General features: G+C 33.2%; 15 protein-coding genes. 6 read left to right on the forward strand and 9 right to left on the reverse strand.

Features of this window, described 5'->3' with window-relative positions; all coding sequences use genetic code 11:
* Nucleotides 1–548: 548 nt before the first annotated feature.
* The 6 genes from BUB80_RS16635 to BUB80_RS16660 all read right to left on the reverse strand — a co-directional run bounded on the left by BUB80_RS16635 (nucleotide 549) and on the right by BUB80_RS16660 (nucleotide 9,249).
* The gene (locus BUB80_RS16635; protein WP_073295216.1) at nucleotides 549–1,370 is read right to left on the reverse strand and encodes a class I SAM-dependent methyltransferase; all 822 of its coding nucleotides are present in this window, start codon (nucleotides 1,368–1,370) and stop codon (nucleotides 549–551) included.
* A gap of 114 nt (nucleotides 1,371–1,484) precedes the next feature.
* The gene (gene mnmG, locus BUB80_RS16640) at nucleotides 1,485–3,347 is read right to left on the reverse strand and encodes a tRNA uridine-5-carboxymethylaminomethyl(34) synthesis enzyme MnmG (protein ID WP_073295131.1); all 1,863 of its coding nucleotides are present in this window, start codon (nucleotides 3,345–3,347) and stop codon (nucleotides 1,485–1,487) included.
* Between the two features lie 137 nt (nucleotides 3,348–3,484).
* A complete protein-coding gene (gene ybeY, locus BUB80_RS16645; protein ID WP_073295134.1) occupies nucleotides 3,485–3,895 on the reverse strand; it encodes an rRNA maturation RNase YbeY in 411 nt (136 codons plus the stop codon).
* A 4-nt stretch (nucleotides 3,896–3,899) separates the two neighbouring features.
* Nucleotides 3,900–6,056, reverse strand: a complete 2,157-nt coding sequence (locus BUB80_RS16650) for a patatin-like phospholipase family protein (RefSeq protein ID WP_073295137.1) — start codon at nucleotides 6,054–6,056, stop codon at nucleotides 3,900–3,902.
* Between the two features lie 2 nt (nucleotides 6,057–6,058).
* The gene (locus BUB80_RS16655) at nucleotides 6,059–8,506 is read right to left on the reverse strand and encodes a bifunctional UDP-N-acetylmuramoyl-tripeptide:D-alanyl-D-alanine ligase/alanine racemase (protein ID WP_073295221.1); all 2,448 of its coding nucleotides are present in this window, start codon (nucleotides 8,504–8,506) and stop codon (nucleotides 6,059–6,061) included.
* A 152-nt stretch (nucleotides 8,507–8,658) separates the two neighbouring features.
* Nucleotides 8,659–9,249: a thymidine kinase gene (locus tag BUB80_RS16660; protein ID WP_054512479.1), complete on the reverse strand. Its 591-nt coding sequence runs from the start codon at nucleotides 9,247–9,249 to the stop codon at nucleotides 8,659–8,661.
* Nucleotides 9,250–9,310: 61 nt separating this feature from the next.
* Here BUB80_RS16660 and BUB80_RS16665 point away from each other — a divergent pair, with 61 nt between their 5' ends.
* The 4 genes from BUB80_RS16665 to fabG all read left to right on the forward strand — a co-directional run bounded on the left by BUB80_RS16665 (nucleotide 9,311) and on the right by fabG (nucleotide 13,984).
* Nucleotides 9,311–10,891, forward strand: a complete 1,581-nt coding sequence (locus BUB80_RS16665) for a hypothetical protein (RefSeq protein ID WP_073295139.1) — start codon at nucleotides 9,311–9,313, stop codon at nucleotides 10,889–10,891.
* Between the two features lie 8 nt (nucleotides 10,892–10,899).
* Nucleotides 10,900–11,574, forward strand: coding sequence for a 16S rRNA (cytidine(1402)-2'-O)-methyltransferase (gene rsmI / locus BUB80_RS16670; RefSeq protein WP_073295142.1), 675 nt, complete (start codon nucleotides 10,900–10,902; stop codon nucleotides 11,572–11,574).
* 8 nt (nucleotides 11,575–11,582) lie between these two features.
* Nucleotides 11,583–13,061 carry a WG repeat-containing protein gene (locus BUB80_RS16675; RefSeq protein WP_139262749.1) on the forward strand — a complete coding sequence of 493 codons (1,479 nt, stop codon included), beginning with the start codon at nucleotides 11,583–11,585 and terminating at the stop codon, nucleotides 13,059–13,061.
* Nucleotides 13,062–13,237: 176 nt separating this feature from the next.
* On the forward strand, nucleotides 13,238–13,984 hold the full coding sequence (fabG, locus tag BUB80_RS16680; protein WP_073295147.1) for a 3-oxoacyl-[acyl-carrier-protein] reductase: 747 nt from the start codon (nucleotides 13,238–13,240) through the stop codon (nucleotides 13,982–13,984).
* Between the two features lie 64 nt (nucleotides 13,985–14,048).
* Here the strand turns inward: fabG and BUB80_RS16685 are convergent, their stop codons facing one another.
* Both BUB80_RS16685 and surE read right to left on the reverse strand, forming a co-directional pair.
* Entirely contained in the window at nucleotides 14,049–15,089 is a 1,041-nt protein-coding gene (locus BUB80_RS16685; RefSeq protein WP_073295149.1) for a GMP reductase, read from the reverse strand.
* Nucleotides 15,090–15,268: 179 nt separating this feature from the next.
* Nucleotides 15,269–16,039, reverse strand: coding sequence for a 5'/3'-nucleotidase SurE (gene surE / locus BUB80_RS16690; RefSeq protein ID WP_073295152.1), 771 nt, complete (start codon nucleotides 16,037–16,039; stop codon nucleotides 15,269–15,271).
* 115 nt (nucleotides 16,040–16,154) lie between these two features.
* Between surE and BUB80_RS16695 the strand changes: the two genes are divergently transcribed.
* Together BUB80_RS16695 and BUB80_RS16700 are read left to right on the forward strand one after the other, a co-directional pair.
* Nucleotides 16,155–16,592, forward strand: a complete 438-nt coding sequence (locus BUB80_RS16695) for a hypothetical protein (protein ID WP_073295155.1) — start codon at nucleotides 16,155–16,157, stop codon at nucleotides 16,590–16,592.
* Between the two features lie 115 nt (nucleotides 16,593–16,707).
* Nucleotides 16,708–18,837, forward strand: coding sequence for a carboxy terminal-processing peptidase (locus BUB80_RS16700; RefSeq protein ID WP_073295157.1), 2,130 nt, complete (start codon nucleotides 16,708–16,710; stop codon nucleotides 18,835–18,837).
* Nucleotides 18,838–18,891: 54 nt separating this feature from the next.
* On the opposite strand, the gene BUB80_RS16705 is transcribed toward BUB80_RS16700, so the two are convergent.
* Nucleotides 18,892–19,395: a superoxide dismutase family protein gene (locus BUB80_RS16705; protein WP_054512882.1), complete on the reverse strand. Its 504-nt coding sequence runs from the start codon at nucleotides 19,393–19,395 to the stop codon at nucleotides 18,892–18,894.
* Between the last annotated feature and the right edge of the window lie 55 nt (nucleotides 19,396–19,450).

The following is a 19,450-nucleotide window of genomic DNA, read 5'->3' on the forward strand; positions in this document are numbered from 1 at the left end:
AGCTTATTAAAAAAGCTTAAAATTTTTTTTTTAAATTATTTTTATTTCTAAAATTCAAACTAATATATTTTCCTTGAAATATTTGTTTATATGGAATTTTTGCTTTTGCTATAAAATTTCTATCTCTTCAACTTTTCTCTTTGAAATCTAAAATAAAAATTTTGAATAATCTTTTAAAATGAATTTCAGAATTATATTTACATTTTAAGATTTTCACAGAAAGCTATCAGAATTGAAATTTGATGGTAAGGGTGTATCTCTTAAAAATTCCATTTTATAAATTTTGATATTTTTTTTGAATTGAGTAATTGTGTAGATTTTTGTTTTTTCTGAATGGAAATCCGGCTTACTAACATATTGTTAACAATTTCAGTAATAAAACGTTCATTTTTATAAATTCTCGTTTCAAAAAGAAATATTGATATAAAAGTATGGAGTAGGGGAGTAGTCTCATACAATAAAAAAACTCGAGGTATTGCCTCGAGTTTGTATTTTTTAAGTGGAAATGATGAAAATTGACCTCTATAAATAGCTTAAAAATCGATTTTCTACTTTTTTTCGATAATGTATATCAAACTCGAAAATTCGTTAGAAAAAAGGGCTTTTACGTTGGAAATCGTTCCATAGATTGTTGCTTTTAGCCAAAAAAGAGGTGATTTCTTGTATTTTTCGCTCAACATAGAGATATAATAAGAGTCAAGAACCAAAGGTTTGATCTTTCTCATTTTCCAGTTGGGTTTCTTAGAAATTAAATTTTCCATTCCGGTTTTTGAAAAATGATAGATGTGTCTTGGTACATCATACGCTGCCCAATATTCTTTATAATGTTTTGCATCGTAAGAAGTAGGATTAGGAACTGCAATAATTAATAATCCTTTTTCTTTTAATTTTGAATGAAAAATTTGAAGCATCTCATCTTGATTTTCTACGTGCTCGAAAACATGCCATAAAGTAATTGCATCTAAACTTCCATCTTCAATGGTGTTTAAATTATCTATTATTTTTGCTTTTTCAATTTTACTTTGTGCGGCTTTTCTAGCATCAGCATCAGGTTCAAAACCTAAGGTTTCAAAATCATTTTCTATATATTTTACAAATTCTCCAGCCCCGCATCCGTAATCCAGCACTTTTGAACCTTTCTTTATTCTGTCAATAAGGATCGTTTTTTTATATTGAAGATTGAAAGACTGTAAGAATTTATATAGCTTTTCTTTTAAACTTCCTGAATCCTGATGATGGGAAATATAATCTTCACTTTCATAATATTTAGAAATATTCGATGGAATAGGGGAGGTCTTGAAAACTCCTTTTGTTTCTGTTTCTTTAATTTCAAATATTTCCTGAGAAAGAAAATGATCTTTAATTTTCATTTGAATAACTTCTTTTATATTAAAAATTAAGATATTTATAAACTTTTGCAAGCTCATAGATATCTTAATTTTCGTTTTTATTTTACAAATGTTTCACGTGGAACATTTCTTAATTTAACGTCCTAGATATACCATTAAAACATTAACATCGGCGGGAGATACTCCGCTTATTCTACCTGCTTGGGCTAAGGTTTTTGGTTTTACCTTAGTCATTTTCTGTTTAGCTTCTGCAGAAAGGCTTGAAATAGCTATATAATCAAAATCTTCCGGAATCTTAACGTTTTCCAGACGGTTCAGTTTGGCTACATTTTCTTTTTCTTTCTCAATATATCCTCTGTATTTAATATTTACTTCTGCTTGCTCTCTTACTTCATCATCATATGTAGAAGTTACTTCCTTAATAGCTTCAATGTTCTCTAGTTTTTCTAGGGTAATATTTGGTCTTGTAAGGAATTGAGCAGCTCTGTAAGCTTGGTCAACAGGATTGCTTTCTATGCTTTCAAGGATAGGATTAATGACTCCAGGCTTTAAAGAAGTTTCTCGTAAGAAGGCTTCAAGTTCTTCACTTTTAGAGATTTTCTCCTGAACTCTTTTCAATCTATCTTCTTTTGCTAAACCTAAGTTGTAAGCCTTTTCAGTTAATCTGATATCTGCATTATCTTGTCTTAAAAGAAGTCTGTATTCTGCACGAGAAGTAAACATTCTATAAGGTTCTTCTGTACCTTTTGTAATTAAGTCATCAATTAAAACTCCGATATAGGCTTCATCTCTGTTAAGAATGAAATCTTCTTTATCATGTACTTTATTGTGGGCATTTATTCCTGCAATTAAACCTTGTCCGGCAGCTTCTTCATAACCCGTTGTACCGTTAATTTGACCTGCGAAATATAAATTACTTACCAATTTAGTTTCTAAGGTATGCTTTAATTGAGTAGGAGGGAAGTAGTCATATTCAATAGCATAACCCGGACGGAATACTTTTACATTCTCAAATCCTGGTATATGTTTCATTGCTTTAATCTGAACATCTTCTGGAAGAGAAGAGCTGAAACCATTTACATAGATCTCTACAGTTTTCCATCCTTCCGGTTCTACGAAAAGTTGGTGTCTTGTTCTTTCTGCAAAACGATTGATTTTATCTTCAATACTAGGGCAATATCTTGGTCCTAAACTTTGAATGGTACCATTGAACATTGGGCTTCTATCGAAACCTTCACGTAAAATATCATGTACTTCTTCGTTGGTGTAAACGATGTGACAGCTTAATTGTTTTGTTAATTTTGGAGTATCAAGGTAGCTGAATTTTTGAGGGTTTTCATCTCCTTTTTGTTCCTCCATTTTAGAGTAATCTAAACTTCTTCCGTCTACACGGGGTGGGGTACCGGTCTTCATTCTTCCAGATTCGAAGCCTAAAGAAACAAGTTGTTCTGTGATACCAAATGCTCTTGGTTCACCCATTCTTCCACCGCCTAATTGCTTATCTCCAACGTGGATTAATCCGTTAAGGAAAGTACCATTTGTAAGAACTACAGATTTGGATCTTATTTGAATTCCTAGTGAAGTTACAACTCCAACGGCTCTGTCATTTTCAATAATTAAGCTCTTCACCATATCCTGAAAGAAATCAAGATTTGGAGTATTTTCTAAAGCATAACGCCATTCTTCAGCGAAAAGCATTCTGTCATTTTGTGTTCTTGGAGACCACATTGCAGGACCTTTTGATAGGTTTAGCATCTTAAATTGAATCGCAGATTTGTCTGCTATAATTCCGGAGTAACCTCCCATTGCATCGATCTCTCTTACAATTTGTCCTTTTGCAATTCCTCCCATTGCCGGGTTGCAACTCATTTGTCCGATCGTTTGCATGTTCATTGTAACGAGCAAAGTTTTCGAACCTAAGTTAGCCGCTGCTGCTGCTGCTTCACATCCTGCGTGACCTGCACCAACTACGATTACATCATATATTTCTGAAATCATTTTTATGTTGCTTGTTTTAAGCCTTAATTTTTTTATCTTTTATAAATGTTTCACGTGAAACATTGCGTCGAAATAAATTCTAAAAAGAGTTTCTATTTCGTGTTATTTAGCTTAGATAAAAATCTCTTCGATATAAATTAATTATTATACTTTGCTAAATAAAAATCTTCTTTTCCTCGCATTGCTTTCTCTTCTTCTTCCGTTTTATCTTTGTATCCGCAAAGATGAAGAATACCATGAGCTAAAACTCTTCTTAGTTCTTCTTCGTAATTTTTGGATAGGGTAGAAGCGTTATCTGAAATGCGCTGCAAAGATACAAAAATCTCAGCGCTTATTGTTTTGCCTTTTACATAATCAAAAGTGATGATATCTGTATAGTAATCATGCTGTAAATAGTCTTGATTTATCTTCAAAAGATATTCGTCATCACAGAAAATGTAATTAATTTCGCCTATTTTTTTTCCTTCTGAAAGTATCAGATCTTCCAGCCATTTTGTGTATTCTGTATTTACCGTTGATGGTAAATTTTCGTAAAAGAATTGTATCATTGTTTTAAAACCAGTGCCCTAATATAACACTGAATATGCCTTTTTGATTATTTTTAAGTGAGTGACTAAAGTTTAGTCTTATTTGTCCGAAAGGAGATTTGTAACCTGCCGAGATTCCTACTGAACTATAATTAAGTTTAACAGCATCTTCGAAAGTAATATCGTTGGATAAATTAGCAAAAGAAAAATTTCCGCTTAGAAAATAATTCTTCTCAAATTTAAACTGAAGATCATTGGATATTAAGATAACATTATTTGAGTTTAGCTGTGAGAAGTAGAATCCGGCAAAGCTTTTAAAGTTGACCATGTTTTGCTCGAAAACACCTCCTAAACGATATTGGTAAAATTGAGGTAGATGTTCGCCAATGGTAATCCCACCATAAAGATTAAGGTGATAAGAGAATTGTTTTGCTAAAGGAATATTAATTCTAATATCAGCTTTTACTTGTATTATTCTTTTATCTACTTCAGATTTCATTAAATCTATTGCCTTTCCTTCTGCAGAAATATAAAGCCCTTTGGTAGGGAAGTCTTTGTCATCCTGGGTATCACTTTTGATGAAGATATAAGGGTTTATAAAGCGGCTAATGCGCTCATTGGTACCGTTGGCTTCAGCATCGAAGTAATCGTGGCTTAAACCGCCTCCTATGGCGAATTTATCTTTCCATGTAGATTGAATGTAGATTTCATTTCTTAGCCATTTCCATTTGTCTACATTATAATTATTTACATCTTTTAAATCGAAGCTCATTCCAGAAGAGTACAATCCTAATCCTGGAATGTATCCGTTATCAATAAAATAATTTAAATAATATCTGGGTTTATCTCCTACAATTACATCAAGTGAGAGATTTGAATTTTTAAATAACAGACGTTTTGCTGAATAGTTTAGTAACAACCCCGTCTTGAATACTTCGTCATAATGAAGACCAAATTTTACAAAATGTCTGGCTTCATCTTCGGTCACATAAAGTTTAAGATAGTTGGCATCGTTCTCTGAAATAATATCATAATTGATAAACTTATAATTGTTGGTGGCTACCAATTTATCAATCTTTTTATTGATACTTCCATAGGTTTGTAAAGAGGGTAGGCGGAGGCCCATTTTTCCTAAGACATAGTTTTTACCAAAGATTTTATCTCCCTCCAACGCAATACTGTCTATCTTGTATACATTAGAATAAATTGGATTTATCTTTTGTCTTAGTCGATCAAATGATCGCTTTGGAAGTTCATTTAATATATCTACATACTTCAAGCCTTCCACGTATCCACTATCCAGAATTTTTTTCTTGTCATCATAGCTTGTAGCAGACATTCCTTTTAGATTAGGCTTAATATTGATATCTGTGTATTTGTATTGACGTTTTGTATCCTTGTGGATGTTCATGTCAATAACTTGATTTAGGATTGATATAATACTGTTTAAATCTTCTCTGCTTGATAGGTCTTGGTTCAGATCCACACCAATCACGATGTCAATTCCTTTATCCTTTAATGGCTTCGAAGGATAGTTTACCGTCATGGCGCCATCAATATAAATACTGTCACCAATTTTTACAGGATCCATCAATGAAGGAAAGGCAGAACTCGCCATGATAGATTGTACGAGATCACCTTTCTCAAAGATTTCCATATTTCCACTTTCTAGGTTTGTTGCAACGCACATGAAAGGAATTGGAAGTTTTGAAAAGTCATCAATATTGGAAACATTTTTGAAAAGCTCTTTCAGTAAATAAACATTTTTCTGTCCTGAGCTTATGGAAGATGGAAGTGTGATTTTACCATTTTTTAATGGAATAGAAAAAAGATATTTATCAACGGATTTATTAAAGAATGTACTTTCTTTTCTAGATTTAGGATCCATGATTAAAGAATAGAAATCGGTGTCCATTACAATTTTTTCAATCTCTTTTCCAGAATATCCGGATGCATATAAACCACCAACGATGGCTCCCATACTTGTCCCGGCAATATAATCTACTTTTACTCCTAGAGAATCTAATACTTTGAGAACTCCAACATGCGAAAAACCTTTGGCTCCGCCTCCGGCCAATGAAAGACCTATTCTGGGATTTTTAGGGATTACCAAATTCTTTTTTACTTGAGAATGTATCAAAAGTAATTGGAAAGCGAATAAGAGAATCAGGAGTTTTCTCATAGTTAGTCTTTTATATAAATCCTTTTCACCCGAGGTGAGATGGAAGTTAGTACTTCGTAGGTTATGGTTTTGCAGTATGCTGCGAATTCTTTTAAACTTGGTTTTGCATTGAAAATAGTTACCGTATCTCCTTCTTTCACATTGGGAATATGATCTACATTCAGCATCATCATATCCATACAGATATTACCTACAATAGGGGCTAAGGTTTTGTGTACCGCAAAATTTCCTATTTGGTTTCCTATCAATCTTGGAATTCCGTCTGCATAGCCAACAGGAACTGTTGCAATTTTGGTTGTATGATCTGTCTTATATTTTCTGCTGTAGCCTACAGATTCTCCGTTTTCTACCAAAGAGATTTGGGAGATTACTGTTTTAAAGCTTACAACAGATTGTAATTGTTTTTGTATTTCACTACTTGGTGATTCACCTAACATTCCAATACCAATTCTTACCATGTCATATTGATGATGGGTATAGCTAGTAATTCCTGAAGAATTTAAGATGTGTCGGATAGGCGTGTAGTTCAATTTTTCAATTAAGTAACTGGAATTTTTGTCAAATGTCTTTAATTGATTCAATGTAAATTCTTTCTCAGTCGGTACATCTGAAGACGATAGATGACTGAAAATACTTTGAACCTGTACATTGATATTGTTTAAGGTTTCACTTAATTGATCTAATTCGGCATCTTTAAAGCCAAGACGGTGCATCCCTGTTTCCAGTTTGATATGGATAGGATATTTTTTGTCATACCCTGATTTTTGAACTGCTTCATAAAATAACTCCAGTACTCTGAAACTATAAATTTCCGGTTCAAGATTATATTGAATTACCGTATCATAACTGTGCTGCTCAGGGTTCATCACCACAATAGGGATGGTAATTCCTTTTTTTCTAAGTTCCACACCTTCATCTACAAATGCAACACCAAGATAATCAATATGATGATGCTGTAAAAATTCTGATATTTCATAACTTCCTAATCCATAAGCATTTGCTTTTACCATAGCCATCATTTTGGTGGAAGGCTTCAGTAAAGACTTATGATAATTGATGTTATGAAGAATTGCATTCAGGTTAATTTCTAAAACCGTGTCATGTTTCCTTAGTTCAAGGAGGTCTTTCAGTTTTTCAATCTCAAATTTTCTTGCTCCTTTCAGAAGAATAATCTGATTCTCAATTTCTGTAAGGTGTTTGCTTTCAACTAATTCTTGAGTGTTAATGAAAGTAAATGTTTTAGATTTAAATAAATCACTAAACTTTGATATTTCATCACCAATTAAGAAAACCGAATCAAATTTTTGTTCATTCACAAGTTCTGAAACTTCTTCATACAACTCCTGAGAATTAGAATTCACACCAACAATATCGGTGAGGACTAAAGATTTTTTAGACTTATTATATTCTTTTAAAAATTGTAGGGCGGTTTTTAAAGAATCCAGATCCAGATTAAAAGAATCATTAATGATGATATTATTTTTACTTCCTTCAATCGCTTCAAGTCGCATTTCTACAGCCTTCAAAGCGTTGATTTTTTCAATGATCTTTTGATTTTCTATTCCTAACTCCTTTAACACCGTTATAAGAGCTAAGGCATTGGTTAAAGTAGCTTCATCTCTTTGATGGGCAGGAAAACTGATCACTTCCCCAAAATATTCCACAACAATATTTTCATCTTTGGAAATATTATTTTTAATGAAAACTTGGTTCTCTTTTTTAAAGCCGTAAGAAATTAATTTTTTACTTGAATACAGTTTGTTTATTTTATTGCTGACGAGTGCATTATCGCCATTATAAATAATCACTTCAGAATCTTTAAAAAGTTTAATCTTCTCATCGATTAATTCTTCCTCCGATTCGAAATTGGCAGCATGTGCTGTTCCAATATGAGTAAGCAAACCAATCTGCGGATGGAAAATGTTTTCCAGATTCTTCATTTCGTTAGGCTTTGAAATTCCTACTTCAAAAATTCCCAATTGGTGAGAATTATTAATTTGAAGCAGAGAAAGGGGAAGGCCAATCTGTGAATTAAAACTTTTTGGGCTTTTCACCGTTGGAAATTCATTCCAAAGACATTGGTATAACCATTCTTTTAGAATTGTTTTTCCGTTACTTCCAGTAATTCCTATGGATTTTATGGAAGAATTTTCGAAATGATATTTCGCTAATTTTTGAAGGAATTCAACAGAATCTTCAACAATGATCCAAGTTATATTTTCAAACTGTGGATAATGATGTTCAGAAATAATTATGGTTATTCCTCTGTCAATAGCAGATTCAATAAATTTTTCCCCTGAATTTTTTTGAGTATTAATTGCAATAAAGGCGGCATTCTTAGTAGAATATATAATCCTGCTATCAAAAGCTATGTTTTTGATAATTAAATTTTTATCTCCAATAATTTGTGCATTGGTGATTTCTGCAATTTGGTGTACTGTATAATTCATTGGTGCCCTTTCTGCTTTATTTTTTTGTTGGCTGTTTTGTTGGAAATTAGAAAGACGTAAGGTTTTATTAATTTTATTTACGTCTTTATGTTTAACCAAGATATATTTTAATTAAATCTAACATTAAACTTAATATTAGCCTAATTTACTGTTTATTTATTCTTTTTTGAAAGTACTTCTTCAATAAAAACACGACGGCTTACTGCTTCGTAACTTTCGGTTTCTCCTAATTCTACCAAATCATCTCCCTGAGAAGTTCTCATGGAGTAGTTGGCCAAATTACCCGTTCTCTTACAAATAGCATGCACTTTTGTAACATATTCTGCAGTAGCCATTAAGTTAGGCATCGGGCCAAAAGGTCTTCCTAAAAAGTCCATATCCAACCCTGCGATCACTACTCGTATGCCGCTATTGGCTAATTGATTGGCAATTTCGACAATACTTTCGTCGAAAAACTGAGCTTCATCAATGCCTACAACATCACAATTAGACCCCAATAATATGATTTCATTAGGGTTTTCTACTGCCGTACTGCGAATGGTATTCTTGTTATGAGAAACTACGTCCTCATTAGAATATCGAGTATCGGTTTTTGGTTTAAAAATTTCCACATTTTGCCCTGCCATTTCAGCTCTTCGAAGTCTTCTGATCAACTCTTCCGTTTTTCCGGAAAACATTGAGCCACAAATAACTTCCATCCAACCACTTTGTTTGGAATGATTAATTGTATTTTCTAAAAACATTTGTTAAATTAGCCGTATATTTTTAACATCAAAAGTAAGCAATTTTAACAACAATCTTAATATGCAGAATATCCAAGATTTAAAGGAAAAGATTTTTTTTGAATCCAAGAATATCATTGATATTTTGGAGAAAATAAACAATGTTGACGAATTACTTTCTAAGCAAGATCTTGTAGATGAGCTTGCTAATAGAATCTCTTTCTTAAGATTGTTAGAAAAAAATATAGAGTATTTCCTCCCTGAAAATCAATCTCAGGTCTCAGAAAATGAAAAAAGCATTTCTTTTGTAAATAATGATTTTGAATCTCAGGAATCAAACCATGAAGTTACTGAAGAAGAAGCTATTTTTAATAATGAGTTCAACGAAATAGACGAAAACGACAACAAATCTTCTTACGAAGAAAATGGTGTTGGCTTTGTTGAGGGTGAAAATAATACGCCAAATCTTCATGTAGGAGCAGTTGAGGAAGAAGCCATTTTCAACAATCAGTTAAATGAAATAGTTGAAAATGAATATCATGAAAATGTAGTTACCTTTGTTGGAGAAAATTCTGATTCGGTTGATACCCTTCATGAAAAAAAATGCAATGAAGATGTAACGGAAGAGGAAGTGATTTTTAATAATCAGCTCAATGAAATTGATGAAGATCAGCCCTCGGATTATCAAGGAAGTATTTTAAACTTTGTAGATGAAGAGCGAATTCTTGCCAATGCAGAACCTGAAACTGATGAAGATATTCAAGAAGAAATATTCAACCAGCATCTCACGCAAGAGGAAGTTATTTTTAACAATCAATTGAATGAAATAGATGAATTTGAAAATGAACTTTCTGATGATCGTGGAAACGAGATCAATAATTTTGATGAAGAAGAAAAAGTTCAGTACAATTTTGAATCTGAAGAATTAAAAAGAGAAATTCAGGAAGCAATTCCAACTGCTTTTGAAACTGAAATTTTAGATGATGATGAAATGCTTATCGAAGAAAACGAAGAACAGTTTGTATCTTCTAATGTGGCGATAGAGCAAGGCGAAATGGTGAACGAAACGTCTAATGTTGAAAATATTCTCAGCGAAATTAAAAATGATGCTCAGGTTGAAGAAAAACAAGAGCAAAAAATAGTTGAAGAAGAATCTGACAAAAGAAAGATTGTAGATTTTGATAGACCTTCTCATGATGACGAAAAGGAAAATCTAGCTTCTGATGAGAGTTTTGAAAATTTAGATGCTTATAATCAGGAGAAAAAGATAAGACTGTCTAATATCAAAGGATTAAAGGCTGTTCAGTCGTTATTCGATGATGACCATCTGGAAGCATTAGAAACACCTAAGGAAAAACCGGTTCCGGTAGTAAAAGAAGAAACCGGAAGCATCCTGAAAACAAATATTCCGACCAACTTAATGGAGGCGGAAAAAACAAAACCTGAATTTAAATTAGATTTAAATGACAGGATTGCTTTCACAAAAACACTGTTTGGAGGAAGTCAATCTGAACTGAATGATGCTATTGGAGTCCTTAACAGATTCAGAACATTAGAAGAAGCAAAAGAATACTTAAGTGATCTTTACTACGACAGAAAATGGAGTAAGGTAGATGAATATGCACAAAGACTGTGGATATTAGTAGAAAATAAATTTTTATAAATTAAATTTTGAGCGGAATCCTTTATTTTGTTCCCACACCGGTTGGGAACTTAGAAGACATGACTTTCAGGGCGGTAAAAGTACTGAAAGAGGTAGATTATATTTTATGTGAAGACACGAGAACTTCCGGAATTCTTTTAAAACATTACGAGATCTCTAAACCATTAAGATCTTATCATTTACATAATGAGCATCAGGCAACAGAAAAGGTAATTAATGATCTTAAAAGCGGTCAGAACATTGCTATTATTACCGATGCAGGAACACCGGGGATTTCAGATCCGGGATATTTATTAAGCAAAGCAGGTTCAGACAATGATATTGAAATGATATGCCTGCCGGGAGCAACAGCTTTTGTTCCGGCTTTGGTGGTATCCGGACTTCCGAATAATGAGTTTTTATTTGCTGGTTTTCTTCCTCAAAAGAAAGGGAGGCAGACAAAGCTGAAACAATTGGCAGAGGAGAAAAAAACGATAGTTTTATACGAAAGCCCACACAAGATCAATACTACGCTGGAGCAGGTTAAAGAGTTCTTCGGAGAGCATACAAAAGCAAGTTTGAGTCGTGAGATTTCGAAGAAATTTGAAGAAACTAAAAGAGGAACAATCAATGAATTAATTGAATTTTCCAAAAGCAAAACTTTAAAAGGAGAGATCGTTCTTATTATCAATAATTCTATTTAAATCTTTAATTGAAAAATCTAGTTTTCGTATTGTTTTCATCGCTTTGTATAGCACAACAAACGGATCAATACACTAATATTCTGTTATCCAAAAAACTGGGTAAAGAAGTCCAGTCTTATTCAAAAGGATATGGAATAATCGTCGATCATGAAACTGGAAAATCAGGTATTGTTGATTCTTTAGGTACCATTACGTTTACTTATCCGTATAAAAATGAGATCACCCATTTATGGAAAGATAGATTTATCTTAAAGGTAAAAGAAGGAGAGGCTAAAGGGCAGACGGCTTTAATTGATGTGAACGGGAAGGAGTTAATCCCTCTGGATAATTTTAAATTCAGAACCTGGGAGAATAAAGATAAACTGATTTATTCTAAAAGTGGGAAAGTGGCTGTATTTGATTTTAACGGAAAGGAGATCATCCCTTTCTTTGATGATATACAATTTGCCAGTGAGAACAGATTTTTTGTAAAAAAAGATAAAAACTGGGTAATCTATAATTTTGATGGCCAGCAGGTTTCTGATAGAGAATTTAAGGATAATCTTCGTTTTTATAAAGGAAGGGTTTATCTTATGTCGGGCGCTAGAAGTGGCGAAGTACTAGACAATAACGGGAAAACAATAAGTACATTTTCTGATCATTATGTTGAAGATATCAATGGATATCCTTTCATCATTACAAAAAATGAAGCCAAAAATAAATATGGAATCATAGATGAAAATGAAAAGGTTTTAGAAGATGAAATCTACGATCAGGCTTTTGTAGGAAGAGAATATATTTACCTGGTAAAAGATAATAAAGCAAGTATTTTTTCGAAAGCAGAGAAAAAATCTTATCCTACCGATTTTGAGTTTGTAAGCCATTTGTTTAATGGAATGTTTAAATCTTTAAAAGACGATAAAAACCCTAAAATAGCTGTTATTCGTACCAACGGAGAGACTGTTCTTCCCAAAGAATATGATGTAATAGAAGCTTTTAAGTTAAGAGGTGAAAATTATCTGTATGTAAGTAAGGATGGCGAAGAGAAGCTTTTAGATAAAGACTTAAAGAGTGTTTTAGAAGAAGATTACCAGATAGAAAAAGTGTTTTTTAATAATTTAATTGTAAAAAAAGGAGATACTTTCTATACCTTTTCTCCGAAAGATAAATCTTACACTCCACTTAAGGATGTGGCAGCTATAAAGCCGTTTCAGTCTTATCCGGCTGTCATTTGTAAAAACAATGAAAACCTTTACGGAATGATAGACGAAGAAGGTAAACAAATCGTTCCGTTTATGTATGATGATATTGTTACTTTCACTTCCGGAAATGAAGTGGTTGTACAAAAAGGGGATAAATTCGGGGTTACAAACCTGAAAAATGAGCCATTAAAAGATGTTATTTACGATAAATATTCTGCAGATAGAAAAGGGTTGAAGCTTACGAAAGATAAAACCACAGAATACTTAAGCTTTTCATCCTCAGAAAATAAAATCCAATTAGATTAATGTCTACACATGACAAAAAACAGTCTTAATTTTTTATTAAAATAATAGTTTAAAATGCATTGAATAACAATTTATAATATCTTTGCGCACCATTTAATTTGGATAAAATTAAATAGATTAAATTAGCCAAAACACAATAAGCTAATTCATTAAAGGAAAAAATAATTGTCATAGATATGAAACTATTAGAAGGAAAAGTAGCACTAATTACCGGAGCTACGAGAGGAATCGGGAGAGGAATTGCAGAAATGTTTGCTCAACAGGGAGCAAAAGTAGCATTCACTTACGCTGGTTCTGTAGATAAAGCAAAGGAATTAGAAGCGACTTTAAGTTCTGTAACTCACATTAAAGGGTACCAATCTGATGCATCAGATTACGATGCAGCTCAAAAATTAGTAGATGATGTAATGACGGAGTTTGGTAAAATTGATATTCTTGTAAACAATGCAGGAATTACCAAAGATGGATTATTAATGAGAATGTCAAAAGACGATTGGGACAATGTTATCAAGGTAAATTTAGATTCAGTATTCAACCTTACAAAGGCGGTGATTAAGCCGATGATGAAGGCAAAATCTGGTTCTATTATTAATATGAGTTCTGTTGTAGGTATTAAAGGAAATGCAGGACAGGCAAATTATGCAGCTACTAAAGCGGGAGTTATTGGATTTACAAAATCTGTGGCTTTGGAATTAGGTTCAAGAAATATCCGTTGTAACGCTGTTGCACCAGGTTTTATTGAAACTGAAATGACAGCAGCTTTAGATGAAAAAGCAGTACAAGCTTGGAGAGATGGGATTCCATTGAAAAGAGGTGGACAGCCTGAAGATATTGCGAATGCATGTGTTTTCTTCGCAAGTGATATGTCTGCTTACGTTACAGGTCAAACATTGAATATTGATGGTGGAATGTTAATGCCATAATAAGCTTTACATTAAAATATATAAAAAGCCGTTCAGATGAACGGCTTTTTTTATTTCTAAAAAATCAGTCTTTAAAAACCTGATTTTCCTGTTCCTGAACTCTAATAAAAGTCGTTCTTTTTGACAACTCTTTCAGCTTCGATGCTCCCACATAAGTACATGTTGAACGTACACCTCCTAAAATATCTTTCACGGTTTCTGAAACCGGACCTTTATAAGCTACTTTTACCGTTTTTCCTTCTGAAGCTCTGTATTCAGCAACCCCACCTGAGTGTTTGTCCATTGCTGTTTTTGAACTCATTCCGTAAAAAGTACGGTATTTTTTGCCGTTTTCTTCGATAATTTCACCACCGCTTTCATCATGACCGGCAAACATTCCGCCAAGCATCACAAAATCTGCACCACCTCCGAAGGCTTTAGCAACATCTCCCGGAACTTTACAACCTCCATCTGCAATGATATGACCACCTAAACCGTGAGCAGCATCAGAACATTCAATAATGGCAGAAAGTTGAGGATAGCCAACTCCGGTTTTTACACGGGTTGTACATACAGAACCTGGCCCGATTCCTACTTTAATGATATCTGCACCCACTAAAAGAAGTTCTTCTACCATTTCACCGGTTACTACATTTCCTGCGATAATGATCTTATCAGGGAAATTGGCTCTTGCTTTCTTTACAAAATCCACAAAATGCTCTGAATAACCATTCGCTACATCAATGCATAAAAACTCGATTTTTGGGTGTTTTCCTATGATTTGTTTCAGCTTTTCTTCATCTGCTTTTCCGGTTCCCGTGCTTAAGGCAATATATTGATGAATACTTTCGGGCTGGCTATTTAAAAAGGTACTCCATTCTTCAACAGAATAATGTTTATGGATGGCTGTAATGATTTTATCTTTTGCTAATTCTACCGCCATTTCAAAAGTTCCCACGGTATCCATATTAGCAGCGATAATGGGAGTTCCCTGCCATTTCTTTTGGGTATGTTTGAAAGTAAATTCTCTTTCTAGGCTAACTTCCGAACGGGATTTTAATGTAGAACGTTTCGGGCGGAACATAACGTCCTTAAAGCCCAGTTTTATATCGTATTCTATTCTCATAATTTGGATAAATTAATAAGAATAAATTTAGGAAAAAGATTCAATGAAAATAAGAAGAAAGTGGACTTTGTGAATTAATTATGAGTAAATTTTAAATGTTTTTAAGCCTTTAACATTTTTTTAGACAGAAGAATATTTGATAGAATAAGGCGTAAAATAATTTACGCCTTATGTTTATTTTAATCAAATTTCATGACTTCTTCCAACGTTTTGATATATTCATACGCTGTCATATCAAATTTTACAGGTACGATTGAGATATATCCGGCTGCTAAAGCTGTTTCATCAGCATCCTCAGATTCATCCATATTATTAAAATATCCTGTTAGCCAGTAATATTTTTTTCCGTGTGGGTTTACTCTTTCGTCGAAACTTTCTTCCCATTTTGCATTGGCCTGTTTGCAAACTTTAATTCCCTTAATTTCTCCAGCAGGAAGTTTCGGAATGTTTACATTTAGTACAATTCCTTTTGGCATTGGGTTTTCCAATGTTCTTCTAACGATATTTTGAATGAATTCTTTGGCTTGAGAAAAATCCGCTTCCCAACTGAAATCAAGCAATGAAAATCCGATCGCAGGAATTCCTTCTACACCAGCTTCCACCGCTGCAGACATTGTTCCGGAATAGATTACATTAATTGAAGAATTCGCTCCATGATTGATTCCTGAAACTACAATATCCGGTCTTCTTGTCATGATTTTATCAAGAGCCATTTTCACACAGTCAACAGGAGTTCCACTACAAGAAAAGTCTGTTTGTGGACCTTCTAACGTTACTTCTTCGTAACTTAAGGTAGAATTAATGGTAATAGCGTGTCCTTTTCCGCTTTGAGGAGAATTGGGCGCTACAACAACAACTTCTCCGATTTCGTTCATAAAACTGATAAGATTTCTGATACCAGGTGCTGTAATTCCATCATCATTAGTAACCAGAATAAGAGGTCTTTCCATATTATATTTTAATTTTAACAAATATAGTGTAAAAGACTTTCTTTAAAAACCTTAAAGTTTAAATATTATTTGAACTTTGATCACTTTTGTTCATTTTTGCAAAAACTAATTTCAAATGAATTTTTTTCAATTCACGATTTTATTGATAGCAATTGTAAGTATAATTTACTCCTGGAAGAAGAATAGGCTTGTGGCAAATTTTCTTTTAGGAATATTAATTTTAATCGGTTTGAGCAGTCTTGATTTTCTCGACTTTCAAGGAGAAATAGGTATACTTACGGCTTGTTTTATGATGTTCAGTTATCTGGGTTTTAGTTTCACCTATGTTATTTATGCTGCTAATAAAAATTCTGATTATCATATTACTTATTCGTGCAGTTTTTTAGTTATTTTTATCTCAGTCTGCTTTTTCTGTATCGATAGCGGAAAATATTATGAGTATAAATTTGGAGAAGCTTTGAGAATCATCGTTTCATTCTTTCCTTTGTATATTTTGACATTAATTGAAGATCGAAAAATAAAGCAGCATACTTCTAGTAATAAAAACTCTTAAAACTATCTGATATTTATAAATAAGGTATTAAATTTGATAGTTTGTAACAGTAATTTAAAAATTACTACTAATTAAAATACTTTTTAAAAAATTAATAAAAATACATTACAGATTTATGTGGAAAAATTTCAAGCTAAATAAATTTTTACTCCTAATTCCATTAACAAGTCTAATGTTTTGTTTCAACTCACCTAAAAATGATGATGAAAAGATGCAGACGATAATGGTGAGCGTAAAGAACACTCTTTCTTATCTACATTACAGCCCTAAAGCTATTAATGATGCTTATTCTAAGGATGTTTACAAACAATATTTTGAGATGATAGATCCGGGAAAAAGATATTTCCTGCAGTCTGATATGGATGAATTCAGCAAGCATGAAACAAAGCTTGATGATTATCTAAATGTCGGAGATCTTACGTTTTATAAATTGACAACGGACAGACTTTTTCAAAGGGTTGATGAGATTGATAAATTAACTCAGGATATTTTCAGCAAACCAATCAGCCTAGAAGAAGATGAGAGTTTGGTGTTAGAAAATAAAATTAAAAAAGCTCCGGCTTCTAAGCAAGATCAATACAATGAATGGAAGAAGTTCATTAAATACAATATTCTTCAGGAAATTGAATCTTTAAACAGCAAAGAACTTGCTCAAAAAGAGAAGAAAGATTCTGTACAGAAATATAAATTACAGGATACCATTAAACTTCAAATCCTTACGCCTGAGCAGAAGAAAGTAAAGGCTACAGACGAAGTAAAAGATCTTGTAAAAGATACGTTTACGAGGTTTAAGAAGAGAAATAAAATGAACTGGTTCACGGTGTATATGAATGCATATACAGAAGTTTTTGATCCACATACGAATTACTATTCTCCGAAAGATAAGGAAGAATTTGATATGGCTTTCACAGGAAAAGTGATCGGAATCGGAGCAGTGATTCAAGAGAAAAAAGGATATTTATATTTAGGTCCTCTTACCATTGGAGCACCTGCTTGGAAATCGAAGCAGCTTACAGAAGGAGATAAGATCCTAAAAGTAAAATCTAAACCAAAAGATGATGCTGTAAACGTGGTAGGAATGCTTTCCGAGGAAGCGGTAAGATACATCAGAGGTGAAAAAGGAACTCCGGTTACTTTAACGGTTCAGAAGAAAGACGGAACAACTAAAGAAGTAACAATGATCCGTGAAGAAGTTGCTATTGAAGATACTTTCGCAAGAAGTATTGTTGTAAACTCTCCAAACGGTAAAAAATATGGTTTCATTAATTTACCAAGTTTCAATGCAGATTTTGAAGATCCAAAAGGAAGAAATGCTTCTGATGATATTAAAAATGAGATTATTAAACTGAAAGCTCAAAACATCGAGGGAATTGTTTTAGACCTAAGAAATAACGGTGGTGGATCTCTAACGGAAGTAGGAGATATCATGGGACTTTTCATGAATGCAGGACCTTATGTTCAGGTAAAAGATGGAAATGGAAAGATTCAGACGTTGAAGAACAAACAAGAAACTCCAATCTGGACAGGACCTCTTATTATTATGCAAAATGAACTTTCGGCTTCAGCTTCAGAAATCTTGGCTGGTGCAATGCAGGATACTGGAAGAGCGATGGTTATTGGTTCTCCACAGTCTTTCGGAAAAGGAACGGTACAGACTTTTGTTGATTTGAATAGATTTTTAAATACTGAAGATGATTTTGGTTCTTTAAAATTAACGATCCAGAAGTTCTACAGAATTACAGGAGAGTCTACTCAGAGAAAAGGAATTGTGTCTGATATTCAAATGAAAGACTTCTTTACTTATGCTGAAATAGGGGAGAGATATGACGACTATGCATTGGCATGGGATAAAATTCCTAGCACAAACTTTCAGAAGTTGAACTATTTTGATGTGAAAGCATTAGAAAAAGCAAGCAACGATAGAATGGCCAAAAATACCAACTATCAATTGTTGTTAGAATCTGCTCAATGGAGAGAGAAATTAGATAAGGAAGAAACCATTACACTTAATATCAATAAGTTTAATGATGTGATGAAGCAAAGAAAAGCTCAGATCGAAAAATTCAAAGCACTAACGAAATTTGAAAATGGTCTTCAGTTTACGCTTTATCCAAATGAAGTTGACAGAGAGAAAAAAGATGAAGCATTCAAGAAGAAATCTGAAATGTGGATCAAAAATCTTAAGAAAGATCTTTACCTTCAGGAAGCAATGAATATCATTGGAGATATGAATGTAAAAAAATAAAAATAGAAACCCCGCTAATGAAAATTAGCGGGGTTTTTTATGCTATAAAATCGATTATTTAATTTCTACACATCCAACTCTTCCACCTGCATTTCCAGTAGGCTGAGTATGGAAATCATCTGCTGCTGCATGAATGATCATTCCTTTTCCGATAATGTTTTTAGATTCGTCTGTACATCCAAGACACCATTTATCGGTTTTGAAAGTCAGCGTTGCAACACCATCTTTATTAGCCACTAAATTCCCGATATCTCCCATGTGGAAATGCTCAGCACCCCATTTACCGTGATCGTCTTTTCCTGGATTCCAGTGCCCTCCTGTAGAAGTTCCATCTGCTGCAGAACAGTCACCTTTTTCATGAATGTGCACTGCGTGGATCCCCGGAGTAAGATTTGTGACATCAAGTTTCATTACAACTTCGTTTCCGTTTTGAGTAAACTTTGCAGTTCCTCCCGTCTGTGTTCCGCTTTTAGCGTTTACAGAATACATTTTTGTGGTTCCGCAAGAAACAGCAAATAATGCACAACCAGCCAATAATGCTAATGTTTGTACTTTCATTTTAAATGATTTTTTATATTGATATAAAGGTAAGTAATATTTAAAATAAAAATTC

The sequence above is a fragment of the Chryseobacterium polytrichastri genome (assembly GCF_900142445.1).
In the GTDB taxonomy this organism is placed as follows: Bacteria; Bacteroidota; Bacteroidia; order Flavobacteriales; family Weeksellaceae; genus Chryseobacterium; species Chryseobacterium polytrichastri.